Here is a 12,684-nt window from a genome sequence, read left to right on the forward strand (position 1 = left end):
AATCTAGTGTATTGAAATCTAAATCATTGGCACATAGCCATTAGTTTTACAATAAAACGCCCGCACTTCATTGCGGGCGTTTTTGATCGCTCAATTCTTATTATGCTTTAACTGCTTCGCAATCCTTTGAGGAAGTTAACGGTTTGAAGAATAGCTTTGTTTCTTCGATAACAACGTGACGTAACAAAATCAGTCCGATTAGATTCGGAATTGCCATTAGGCCGTTCACGATATCCGCCATTATCCAGATCATGTCTAGCTTTAAGAATGCACCAGAGGCAACCAAGGCGATGAAGATGATCTTGTAAGGCAATACTGCTTTGGTACCCAGTAAGAACACTACACAGCGCTCACCGTAGTAGTTCCAACCTAAAATTGTTGTAAACGCAAAGAAGATTAAGCCAACAGAAACCAACATAGGGCCAAGGGTGTCAGCATTCAAACCTACAGCGAATGCATGAGTGGTCATTGCAGCGCCAGAAAGGTCAGTCTGCCAAGCGCCCGTTAAGATAAGCGCCAGACCTGTCATCGTACAGATGATGATGGTATCGAAGAAGGTACCTGTCATAGAGACAAGCCCTTGTTTCACACATGAGTCTGTTTTAGCCGCAGCGGCTGCCATTGGTGCGCTACCTAGGCCTGATTCGTTCGAGAACACGCCACGAGCGATGCCTGATTGGATAGCAAGCATGATGCTCGCGCCAAAGAAACCACCGGTTGCGGCTGTGTTGGTAAACGCAGAAGTCACAACAAGGGTAATGGCATTCAGTAGTTGGTCTGCATTGGAAACCAGCACGCTTAAACACGCGACGATATACATGATTGCCATGGTAGGAACGACTTTTCCTGCCACTTTAGCGATAGATTGAATGCCACCAAGGGTGACAACTGCCACCAATATCGTAAGAACGACAGCAGACATTTCACGAGAAGCACCAAATGAAATTTCAGTCGCGTCTAAGATAGCGTTAACTTGTGGGAAGGTACCAATACCGAAGCAAGCAACACCGAGTGCGAAGACAGCGAACATTACCGCTAAGATTCGTGATCCGACACCGTATTGCAGGTAGTACATTGGGCCGCCAACCATTTCTCCATTGCTATCGGTTCTGCGGTATTTAACGGCAAGTAGACATTCTGCGTATTTGGTCGCCATACCAAATACAGCGGCAAGCCACATCCAGAATAGGGCACCAGGGCCACCAATCTTGATTGCGGTCGCTACACCAACGATGTTACCTGTACCAATAGTGGCAGAAAGCGCTGTACACAAAGCGGCGAAGCTTGATACGTCACCCGTACCTGATTTGTCTTTGCTGAACACCATTTTTAGCGCAGTTGGAAGGTGTCTAAACTGGAGTAAACCTAAGCGAAAAGTAAAATAGATACCTGTACCCACTAGCAGAATAAGCAGTGGTGGTCCCCAAACGAATTGGTTGATGGTTTGTAGTGTAGCTTGTAGGTGGTTCATAGATTCCCCTTAATAAATATAAAATTTAAGGAGAAGAGGGAAGGCAGTGCAGATCACAGGGATCGGGAGCACTACTTAATACATACGGATTTCTAGATAGAATTCTTTTGTTAATTAAGGCTGTTGCTTTCCACTCCTCTGTCCTTTTGCCTGAGAGTTTCACTTAGCGAATCACTTATAGATAAGTAACGGGCACTAAGCTTGCTCCTTCGGCGACCGATCTAACGGTTCTCTCCAGAGGTTCCTCCAACGACAGTCCTCACTTTTCTGGATTTCTCCAGCATAAAGCACCTGAAAGATTTACTTCTTCGGCGGGTCAATCTAACTAAATGTTAATATTTAGTTAAAAACCACTCTCCTGCAGTCTTCATCGGAACAATTACCTAAATATTTAGGTAATCTGTAAGCGTATCCTAGATCATATAAAATGTGATGTCAGCTACAAAATATCTGTTTGCTTAAATGTTGTTCAACTAAATGATCAAACAACGAGTCTCTGACGTAACTTGCTTATTTAAATGGTATAAAATAGAGAAACAAGGAGGAGTTATGACTCGATTAATAGCGATTGTTTTTTTATTGGCTTTGGCATTTGTACTGTTTCGTTACCGGACGAACGAAAAACTGCAAAAATGGGTAGTGATAGTTATCGTTAGTAGCTTCCTTTTGTATACTGCCAGCCTGATGATTTCAGAGTTAACTCGTTAAACCTATCTTTGAGTTGTGATCGGTAGGGATTAACGAGTTATCAAAGCTCAAGTGCTTCTGGCTTGGGCAATAGATTTAACTGAGTCTTCAGTATCAGTATCAGTATCAGTATCAGTATCAGTATCAGTGACCGTGTAACGTTAAAACAAATTTTTGGGAGTACCCGCTAGTGAACCAGCAATCTGGACAAAGCGAACAAGATGAAGTGGTTGTTATTGAAGAACGTGATAAACGTAGTCAGCTCTATATCGGCATTGCTGCGGTTATCGGTTTGGCGTTAGGCGGTTTAATCGGTTCTACAGTTACGGCTTCGAAGTGGGAATCCACTTATCAGGTACTAGAAACTCGTTATCAAGAACTGCGTGATAGCAAAACGCAGTTGGTGACATCAGTTGAAGAGAAAGTGGCAAAAGTTGATACCGAAATCGATGCGAAAGTAGAAGCTGCTCTAGTGAAACAGGAAGAAGCGCATCAAAAAGAGCTCCAAGATTTAGCGAAACAATCTGCAGTTTTGGAGAAGGCGAATTACTCGCTAGAACAGCAGATAAACGAACAGAAGCAAGCGTTAGAGCAAACTCAACAAAACAATCAAAAGTTGAGCCGTCAAGCTGATATGCAGTCGACTTTGTTTGAACGTTCGCGTGAGCTATTCCGCAAAGAATTACAGATATCTCAAGAGCTTGAAAAACTCGAGAAAGAAAGAGATGACATCGAACAGAAACTGGGTTCTTTGAAACAAGCATGTGATGTTTTCTTAGACGGCACGTCATGGGATGCGAAATCTGACGCTTGTGAGAAGCAGGATAACGCTAACTCGCGCTTGAGTGACATCAGACAAATGATTGAAGTTCACACCATGGATATCAAGCAGATCAAAACTCTCACTGAAGAGATGGGTCTATAAGCCCGGTACTTAATCTCATCAGCAATTAACTTGTTTGATTGTTGGTACTCAAACGCCCACATCATGTTAATGATGTGGGCGTTTTTGCGTTGTTCTACGCGACAATCTGTGAATTGCGCCTAAAATTTACTATCATATGCAATTAGTTGGTTTTCTTGGTGACTTTGCATGCATATTTAGATAACCGGAAAGCAGCATAATAGTCGCGCTCAAGGATAAGCCCGCGGTTTACTATTACTCGTGACTCGATAAATGTCTAAGGATGGATAATATAATGCATGAATACGAATGCGAAAACTGCCCAATAGTTTATTGCTTTGATGATTGCCATTCGCCACTAAAAGAGGCGAAAATTATAGACATTGAAGCGCTAGCGAAAAGAGCTGATGGAGAAACATCACAAAGCGTGAGAGTGACCAAAATCCTTCAGGATCTCGATCAGCAATAGGTTATATGTGATAGCTGTTACTTAAGGCACCCAAGTAAACTATTCACTTGAGTCAAACATAAAAAATCCCCACCAACAAAGTTGGCAGGGATCCTAGATCAGTAGCATGATTGTTCTCGCTTTTTCAAGCAAAAGGGTAACTTCCTAGAAGTGACTGTTTTAGAACAATATCATTTTGCTACAAACTACTTCTCGTAAGTTTTGATTTCGCCTGATTTAACACGAGCAACGAACGATTGCAGTTCTTTCTTCACAACAGGCATCAAGAAGTACAGACCAAGAATGTTGAAGATAGACATTGCAAAAATAGCCGCATCAGAGAAGTCGATTACCGCGCCGAATTGAATTGTGGCACCAATCACAACAAACACACAAAACATCACTTTAAAAATCAGTTCAGTCGTTTTTCCTTCACCAAATAGGTAAGTCCAAGCTTTAAGACCGTAGTACGACCAAGAGATCATAGTAGAAAACGCGAACATGATTACCGCTAGAGCGAGTGTGTATTTGAACACTTCTGCCGTTTCAGTAAACGATGCAGCAGTAAGCGTTACACCCGTTAAGCCAGAACCATCGAATGGACCTGTATTTAGACCAGCGATAGTGATAACCAAGGCTGTCATTGTACAAATGATGACAGTATCAACGAACGGTTCTAATAGTGATACTAGACCTTCAGTGATTGGCTCTTTTGTTTTAACTGCTGAGTGAGCGATAGCTGCTGAACCTACACCTGCTTCGTTTGAGAACGTCGCACGTTTTAGACCTTGGATTAAAGCACCAATAAATCCGCCAACCACACCTTCACCAGTAAATGCACCTGTAAAGATGGCACTGAACGCAGGACCCACTTGATCAAGGTTAGAACCGATAACAATCAGAGCCATACCGATATACAGAGCAGCCATCCAAGGAACAACTTTTTCTGTTACCGAAGCAATAGAAGGCATACCGCCAACAATAACGGAAAACACTAGGGTAGCAAGTACAAGCCCTGTGATAACACCGTATTCACTAGGTACATCAAATGCGTAAGTGAGCATGGCATGTGCTTGGTTCGCTTGGAACATGTTACCGCCGCCCAATGCACCTAAAATACACATTAATGCAAAACCAATAGCAAGGACTTTACCTAGTCCGCCTAAACCTCGTTCACCAAGACCTTGGCTTAGGTAGTACATTGGACCACCCGAAACAACACCTGAAGGTAGGATGGTTCGATATTTCACACCTAAAGTACACTCACAGAACTTAGAGGCCATACCCAGAAGGCCACACAAGATCATCCAGAATGTCGCGCCAGGGCCACCAATCGCGAGTGCAGCACCTACACCTGCAATATTACCCAGTCCGACAGTTCCTGAAAGCGCTGTTGTTAACGCTTGAAAGTGAGAAACTTCGCCGTCTTCTTTAGAGTTAGGGTCGGTATACTTACCTTTGATAATGTCTATCGCCATACCAACACGTTTAAATTGAACAAAGCCAAAATAAACAGTGAAGATAATTGCAGCGAGCAAGAGCCAACCAACAATGATTGGGAAGTTTGCTTCACCAAGCGGAACACTTTTAAATATTAATCCAACGAACCACCCTGTGTAGTCATTGAAAAAACCATCAACACTTTTACTTAAGTTACTGATACCTTGGCTAAATGATCCTTCTTCTGCAAATGCACTGGAACTAAACAATAATATAAACCCAAAAAATAATTCACGTATGTTTTTCATGGTTTTCCCTGTCTTTTTATTAAATTATGTTTGTTGCTGTTGTGTTTTTTCTATTTGTTTTTTTACGTTTCAGTGACTCATCTACTTCATTCGACGGCAACATAAACGGCTGTAGCTAGGTCGAAAAACGAAATAAATATAAGTACTGATCTTGCTTTATATGGATATCCTTTTGGTATGTGCACCAATTAGACTATGGCATTCGGCCTGCCAAGTCCTACTGATAATCCTATACACAAAAATAATGCCCTTAAAGAATTTTTTACAATAAATTTACAATTGTTCGGGTTTTGTCATTGTTTGTGAATAAGCAGGTGTTTTTTAGGTTGGAAAAGTATATGCAGTGGCTGTTATAGCGATGGGTATGGTGAATGATCTAGGGTGGCGATAGGGAAGTCGGCGAGTTTGAATGTACGATATATGCTTGAGAGGTGTTTAAACAATTGATGGACGAAGATGTAATCGGGGCTGAGGTCGTTAAAAAATCCCTATATTGAAGTGAACTAAAATTGGGTATTCCTGTTAAACGGCTTTCAAGGTTCTGGATTGATGCGCCAGGGCTTGTTCTTCATACTAAAATGCCACCGAAAATTTTCAGTGGCATTTGAATGACAACAAACCATTACCCAAATCTTTAACTACAGCTCTAATACAAACTATAGCTCTAACAGTTTGGCTAATTCACGCTCTTCGAGAAGTTCTTCAATGCGTTGACGAGCCTTAGGCCCTTCAGCTTGTGCTTTGGTTGACTTGCCGGCTTTTTTACTGCGGCTCGTTTTTGTTTTTTCCTTAGTTGTCATCGTAACCTTCCTTGTATTTTCTATCTTACAGGTTGCATGTCTCTTTTAGAGCTTTACCTGCTTTAAATGCTGGTGTTTTTGACGCTGAGATTTGAATCTCTTCTCCAGTTCTTGGATTGCGACCAGTGCGAGCAGCACGACTATTTACTTTGAAGCTACCAAATCCAAGGATCGATACATCATCGCCATTTGCAAGCGTAGTCGAGATACCTTCAACGAGCGCATTGAGTGCTGTGCCTGCTTGCTCTTTTGATATGTCAGCAGAAGTTGCGATGTGTTCAACTAATTGAGATTTGTTCATATTTTAATTTCCTTATCGAGTTCGTATGGTGCCTAGCTTTTGCAAACTAGTTGTTTGAATTTACCAATATAAACTGAAGTTATGTCATTGCTAGGATTGAACTTTGTAAAGTAACAAACGATGTTGATTATAAAAACATATCACGCCTCATTCAATGCAAATCATTGAGTATTGCCTGTTTTCGGCCAGTTATGGACAGTGAGTCATGAAAATGAACATCGTTTTGTTTTAATTAATTCATGATGTCAATTAAAGTTGATCTTTGGCTGCATGCAGAACAGACGAAAAAGCCCAGCGTGTGTGCTGGGCTAATACTTTTTGTGAAGCAATTGGTTTTTGAAGCTAGCTGTTATTTAAGCAAATGAGTATCTGAAGCGGTTTCGTACTCGGAGCTAACGTAACGAAAACTACTTAGTAATAAAGATCTGTTCCGTTTCTAGCGAGGTCATAGAACGAACTTGGCGCCAAATGTAGTAGAAGATACCTAACATCATCAACATACTTGGAATAGCGATGGCCGGGTAGCTGTAAAGTGTCAGCTTCCCCAATTCTTCATTAAAAGCGGCAGTACCAGCCGGGCTAGTCACAATCCAAGTCGCCAGAAAGTAGTTCATCGCAGAAGAAAACGCGAAGGTACTAGCGAATAGGTAGTTTGACTTCATTAGGCAACGATTAAACTCTGCTTGGTTACCAAACTGTCTCAAACGCTCTTCGATTAGAGATATGTTTAACAGTGCCGGTGTGAAGATAACTTTCTGGATAAACGGGTAGCGAGTGAAGGTTGATCCAAGAACCGCTAAACCAATTAGGCCGGGTATTAATGCTTCTTTTAGTGCTAACCAACGAGTGTCGAGTTCGAAGAAGCCAATACCGCCGGTTAATAGCACGCTGACAAAGCCAAGTGCCGCAATGAAGTTAAACTTCTTGTTGCGGATTAACTCCATACCACCGTAAGCAATAGGGAAGGCAAGGGCGACAAGTAGTGCTAAGCCAGTTCCTAGGTGTTCCTCTCCACTGAACTTCATTAAGATAAATGAAGGAAGAAAGACGTTAAATACGACTTCGAAAAGAGGACTCGATTTTTTGTTTTCTGTACTACTCATAATTTCTAAATACATTATGTTATGGATTTATTCTCAGGGATTGTTGTTTACCTCGCTCAAGATGTAAAGCCTTAAGACGTCATGCTGTGTAACGACATGTGACATCAACGACATCCCCGAGCTTACTTTATGGGTAATTCAGCCATTTCGTGTCTGAGTTCTCGATTAACTTGGGGCTTATGGTGTGAAAGCCGTTGCTTGGTGAGTCAATTTCTATGAATTCAATAGCCAAGTTTTTCGCGTTTTCTGCTTTGATTCACATTCCTGCTTTGATTCACATTCATCAAATTACCCAAGGCTACAAAGGCATATCCATATAATTGGAAACATGTGCGGCAAGTTGCTTGCGATAGTTTAGTTATGTTATAACATAACTAAAAATCATTCTTGCTGTGATTAACGATCGTAGCGGCAAGACCAAGACGATAAGCATGTATCAAGGAGATGACGTAATGAATGCCGTGTTAATGAAGCCTTTGGCAGACAATAGCAATCAGCCACTTAACATTAGTTCCGCCGTGAGCATCAAGGCTCAGGCGAGTCACAAGCCATGCTTTCGTGCCTCTGAGCAGCCAACGGTACTGGCCGATATCTATCAAAGTGATATCAATATTGCGATTTGGCAGCGTACATTTGATGCTGACTTAATAAGTGCCATTGGTGAGTTTATCGCGTCGAATCCAAACTTTAGTAAGTCTATTAGTCTGTCACCCGACAACGCTTTTGAGAAATTAGAGTTTGCGACCGACGGAACGGCTTCTAAAGCGCTGTTAGAAAACATGGCAGAGCTGGTGGATATGTTCTGTTGCTTGTTCGAGCTTGAAGAAGTAGGGCTGCGTCTAGCCGTTCTGAATAAAGCGATGTGTCCCCGTTTCCATTTTGACCAAGTACCTTGCCGCTTAGTGACGACTTATCATGGTGTCGCCACTCAATGGCTACAGAATGACTCGGTCGATCGTTCTAAGTTAGGGCGAGGAGCCAACGGACAACCAGATTCTGCTTCAGGCTTATACACTCACGAATCTGATATTCAACAAATGGTGAGTGGTGATGTGGCGTTGCTAAAAGGAGAGAGTTGGAGTGGCAATGAAAATTCGGGTCTTGTGCACCGTTCTCCCGTTACTTCATCTGACGAGACTCGATTATTGCTGACGCTAGATTTCGGATAATAATCTTTTTTATGAGATGAGATGAGATGAGATGAGCAAGCGGCTAGGCGCAGCTTGCCCTTATTAGTTTAAGCGAAGACGCGGATACGGTGTCCGTCTTGGTCAACAGCAAGGAAGTTGATGCCGTAAACCGACTCTTCTGGATCTTGTTCAAACTGAATGCCTTTTTCTTTCCATGCCTGATAAAGATTTTCCAGTGTCTCTTTATCAGCAACAGGCATAGAGAGCTCAGTACCGCCGCCCTTGATGTTACTTGCTGGTGTTAGAACGTCAGCCTGCTTGAGGGTGATTTTAACGTTGTCTGCAAAGTCTAGGGCAGCAAAGGTTGGTGATAGAAGCTTTGGCTCGCAATCAAATGCTTTTGCATAAAAGTCCATGCTGCGATGAATGTCTGCGACATAAAGAACAAATGAATCAATGGTAAACATAATAGCTCCTAGGCTGGTCAATTTGATTTGCGATGTTGTTTCTGATTTAACTCGTTTCGTCTCTGGGCAACTTGATTTGCATCGAGTTTGCTCGGGTTGGGAGAAATATAACGCGAGTCAGTGACAGTTTTTGTCAGTAGCGAATCACTTTATCTGCAATGCCTTCTATGTTCTGCCAATCTTTGATCAAGTCATGACGCGGGCGCTGATACTTTTCTTTGAGCATTTTCCATTCAGCTATTCTATCCAGCCTGAAATTCCGATACGCACTTCGCGTTTCACACCAAGCGACCAAAACATAGTGCTGTTCGAATAAGCCAATCAACATCGGCCAAACGATCCTTGAACTCACATTAGCTTTTGCGTCTGTGTAATGGAGCTCAGCTTTGTTCTGCTGCTTAATTGCCAGTTTGATGTCCGACAGTTCAATAGTTAACTCTGCAACCTCAATGATTGAAGCAACACGCACAATGTCTTCACTGCGTTTAGCTTGGTGGTCAGCAGGCAACACCGCAGAAATCTTAGCAATGGCATTTCTAGCCGACTCATTGAACTCCCCATTGGCTTGCTTGGCGACCCATTCAGCGCCAAGCCGTAATGCTTCCAATTCCTCTGTTGAAAACATCATCGGTGGGAGAGTGAAGGTAGGTTTCAATTGATAACCCACCCCAGCTTCACCATCAATTTCAGCACCTTGTGCTTGCAGTGTCACGATATCGCGATAAATGGTGCGAGTACTCACGTTGAGCTCTTTAGCGAGATTATCGGCAGACACTGGGTATTTATGACAGCGCAATAATTGAAGCAGGTCGAAGAGGCGTTGGCTTCGGGACATAGGAAAACTCTGAGTACTTAATAGCTTATAAGATTAATGCATTGAGAATACGAACGCCATTTACATCAATATAAATGAAACAAAAGGCTCGGCATTTTATTTTCTTATTAACGTTATTCAACCTTAGCGTATGTCGTTCGTCGGCTAGAGTTGATCTGGATCTAATTTTTGGCCCACATTTATCGATAATACAAGAGGTTAGCACGTTTAATTATTTATTTTAACATGTAAAATATATTGGCTTGCTACCGCATGGGAACGGTTCTGTTACCCACGGTTATTTATACAAAAATTATAGGTTTTCTATGTTAAAGAAACTCTCGCTTAAGAATAAGCTGGCGATCTCTGCCAGTATGGCCATCATCCTGGGGGGGATTTTGGTCGAAGCACTTTCATTTCGTGCATCATTGCAACGATTGGATACTGAAGTTGAACAGCGTTTGGAAGGGGCGTCCGCTTCTTACAACCAATACGTGTCAGATTGGATCTTATCCAAAGAGCGTGCGCTCACTTCTCTGTCGAAAGAGTCCAAACAAGAAAGCTTGGTAACTCACCTAAAACAGGTCCGTGATTCAGGGGCGTTTGATAATGTGTTCTTAGCGTTCCCTGATGGCTCGCAAAAAAATGCGAATGGCGTAGTGTTGCCACCTGGCAATGATGATCCACGCGTATGGGGTTGGTACACCAATGCGGTTGCGAACCCAAGTAAGGTGTTCATGGATAACCCAACGGTTGCAGCGGCAACTGGGGCGAATGTCGTGTCGTTGGGTACTGCAATGCAACTGCATGGCCAGCAGGTCGTTTTAGGGGCCGATGTAGAAATTACCGACATCCTTAATAGCCTTGAAAAGGTAATCCTTCCGGGCGAAGGTTACATGTTCATCGCGACCAATAAGGGCACGGTTTACACGCACGCTGACACCAAGCTACTGAACAAGAATATCAGCTCGCTTGGGTTGAATTTTTCTGATGTACAAAAGGCGTTGATGAGCGGTAAAGATACTTCTATCGATTTGAACGGCAGTGATTATGTTCTGTATGCACGAGCGATTGATGGCACAAACCTGATTACCATCAGTGTGGTTAATCATGACTCTTTGGTGGCGCCGTTATTTGATGCTGTGATCGGGCAAGTGTTGGTGACATTACTGGTTGTGATTGTATGTACCATATTGTTCAATCTGCTGTGTACGATTCTATTCCGTCCGCTTAATCATGTATCTCAAGCCTTGGCACAAATCGCTAATGGTAGCGGTGATTTAACTCAACGAATTCATGTTGAAAACCAAGACGAAGTCGGCGAGTTGGCTCATAACTTCAATACCTTTGTGAGTAGTTTACAGCAGTTGATTGGTCATATTCGTGGACAATCAGAACAGCTAAACAGCCAGTCAGAGAAAAGTACTCAGCGAGCGAATCGTTCTGTGGACGAGCTAAACCACCAGCAGCAAGAAATTACTATGGTGGCGACAGCGGTAACGGAGATGGCTTGTGCAACTCAAGAGATTGCATCACATGCCGAGCAAACAGCAAAGGCTGCACAAGACTCAGCAGCAAGCACCAACAGTGGTCACGCTCTGGTCGTCGACACTAAAGGCTCAATTAATAACTTGGCCAATGAAGTGAACGAAGCGGGCAATGTGATTAGCGAACTTAACAAGCACGCTCAAGAGATCTCAACAGTATTAGCGACAATCCAAGGCATTGCAGAGCAAACCAACTTACTTGCTTTGAATGCAGCGATTGAAGCCGCTCGTGCTGGTGAACAAGGTCGCGGTTTTGCAGTGGTAGCTGACGAAGTGCGTGTGCTTTCTCAACGTACTCACTCTTCAACAGAAGAGATCAAATCAACGATTGATATTCTACAGCGCACAACGACCCAAGCGGTTGAGCTTATGGAGAGCAGCTCGAAACTGGCAATACATTCCGTAGAAGATGCCGACCGAGCTTCACATGCGCTAGAAGAGATCAACACAGCAGTGGCTTTGATTAGTGATATGGCGACTCAAATTGCGACCGCAGCAGAAGAGCAAACGCACGTGACGGGTGAAATTACTCAGAACATTACGACCATTAAAGATGTTACCGACCACTTAGTTGTGGGCGCACAGGACAGCTTAACTGAGTCGAACGAACTTAAGAGCCAAGCCGCTGGTTTAAGTGACAAAGTGGCGACTTTTAAGCTTGCTTAACTGTGTCATTCACTGATGCCTGATCAGTGAGTGATTATTGAGCAATAAGTCAAAGCGACGTAGATTACGTCGCTTTTTTTGTATTTGTGAGTAATCAAATTCTTTATTACTCAGTTTTTGAAAACTCTTTCAGCGCGCTCATTGCTTCGTCTGCTTTGTCTTTCTGAACGAAGATATGGTCGTGGTAATAACCAGCAATTACGTTGGCGCTAATACCGTATGAACCTAGCTTGGTGGCAAAAGCCGCTGTTAATCCAACTGCTTCAAGACTGGAGTGGACCGATAAAGTTATCAGGCCAAATACACCGTCGAAATTTAACTGCGCTTGAGTCGCAGCTTCCTCTGTTAGCACCAAGGTTAACCCTTCTTTTTCACGAAAGGTCGCGATTGGTTCGAGTTGAACATAATCTGCTAATCCCCCGTCTACAGTACAAAAAACATAATCACCTTCAATGAGTTCTGGTGACATGGACTTTAGCAGAATGTTTAAATCGGTAATGGCAGTCATCGTCTTTTTCCCTGTGCAATCGCGTTTGTTTATGGTGTTGGATAATGAAGCCAAGATAGAATTTAGTTCTGCATAAGTAAAATTAATAAT

11 protein-coding genes and 1 riboswitch are annotated in these 12,684 nt (G+C 42.8%); of the genes, 3 read left to right on the forward strand and 8 right to left on the reverse strand.

What is annotated here, in order from left to right; genetic code table 11:
* Positions 1-100: 100 nt before the first annotated feature.
* The gene (locus OCV44_RS06505) at positions 101-1,471 is read right to left on the reverse strand and encodes an alanine/glycine:cation symporter family protein (protein ID WP_139684966.1); all 1,371 of its coding nucleotides are present in this window, start codon (positions 1,469-1,471) and stop codon (positions 101-103) included.
* A gap of 128 nt (positions 1,472-1,599) precedes the next feature.
* A riboswitch (glycine riboswitch) is annotated at positions 1,600-1,719 on the reverse strand.
* Positions 1,720-2,348: 629 nt separating this feature from the next.
* Between OCV44_RS06505 and OCV44_RS06510 the strand changes: the two genes are divergently transcribed.
* Entirely contained in the window at positions 2,349-3,083 is a 735-nt protein-coding gene (locus OCV44_RS06510) for a chromosome partitioning protein ParA (RefSeq protein ID WP_086049245.1), read from the forward strand.
* A 633-nt stretch (positions 3,084-3,716) separates the two neighbouring features.
* Here the strand turns inward: OCV44_RS06510 and OCV44_RS06515 are convergent.
* From OCV44_RS06515 to OCV44_RS06530, 4 genes are all read right to left on the reverse strand, one after another.
* Positions 3,717-5,258, reverse strand: a complete 1,542-nt coding sequence (locus OCV44_RS06515; protein ID WP_139684965.1) for an alanine/glycine:cation symporter family protein — start codon at positions 5,256-5,258, stop codon at positions 3,717-3,719.
* A 656-nt stretch (positions 5,259-5,914) separates the two neighbouring features.
* Positions 5,915-6,058: a hypothetical protein gene (locus tag OCV44_RS06520; RefSeq protein WP_009846967.1), complete on the reverse strand. Its 144-nt coding sequence runs from the start codon at positions 6,056-6,058 to the stop codon at positions 5,915-5,917.
* A 25-nt stretch (positions 6,059-6,083) separates the two neighbouring features.
* Entirely contained in the window at positions 6,084-6,359 is a 276-nt protein-coding gene (locus tag OCV44_RS06525) for an HU family DNA-binding protein (RefSeq protein WP_009846966.1), read from the reverse strand.
* A gap of 407 nt (positions 6,360-6,766) precedes the next feature.
* Positions 6,767-7,462 (reverse strand): VC0807 family protein, encoded by a 696-nt coding sequence (locus OCV44_RS06530; RefSeq protein ID WP_139684964.1) that lies wholly within the window; start codon positions 7,460-7,462, stop codon positions 6,767-6,769.
* Positions 7,463-7,914: 452 nt separating this feature from the next.
* Between OCV44_RS06530 and OCV44_RS06535 the strand changes: the two genes are divergently transcribed.
* Positions 7,915-8,631 (forward strand): DUF1826 domain-containing protein, encoded by a 717-nt coding sequence (locus OCV44_RS06535; RefSeq protein ID WP_139685016.1) that lies wholly within the window; start codon positions 7,915-7,917, stop codon positions 8,629-8,631.
* A 68-nt stretch (positions 8,632-8,699) separates the two neighbouring features.
* On the opposite strand, the gene OCV44_RS06540 is transcribed toward OCV44_RS06535, so the two are convergent.
* Complete coding sequence (locus tag OCV44_RS06540) at positions 8,700-9,059, reverse strand: VOC family protein (RefSeq protein WP_139684963.1); 360 nt, start codon at positions 9,057-9,059, stop codon at positions 8,700-8,702.
* Between the two features lie 133 nt (positions 9,060-9,192).
* Entirely contained in the window at positions 9,193-9,894 is a 702-nt protein-coding gene (locus OCV44_RS06545) for a helix-turn-helix transcriptional regulator (RefSeq protein WP_139684962.1), read from the reverse strand.
* Positions 9,895-10,199: 305 nt separating this feature from the next.
* Here OCV44_RS06545 and OCV44_RS06550 point away from each other — a divergent pair, with 305 nt between their 5' ends.
* A complete protein-coding gene (locus OCV44_RS06550) occupies positions 10,200-12,086 on the forward strand; it encodes a methyl-accepting chemotaxis protein (protein WP_139684961.1) in 1,887 nt (628 codons plus the stop codon).
* A 106-nt stretch (positions 12,087-12,192) separates the two neighbouring features.
* Here OCV44_RS06550 and OCV44_RS06555 read toward each other — a convergent pair whose 3' ends face one another.
* Positions 12,193-12,594, reverse strand: coding sequence for an ACT domain-containing protein (locus OCV44_RS06555; protein WP_139684960.1), 402 nt, complete (start codon positions 12,592-12,594; stop codon positions 12,193-12,195).
* Positions 12,595-12,684 lie beyond the last annotated feature (90 nt).

Source organism: Vibrio tasmaniensis (genome assembly GCF_024347635.1).
Taxonomy (GTDB): Bacteria; Pseudomonadota; Gammaproteobacteria; order Enterobacterales; family Vibrionaceae; genus Vibrio; species Vibrio tasmaniensis.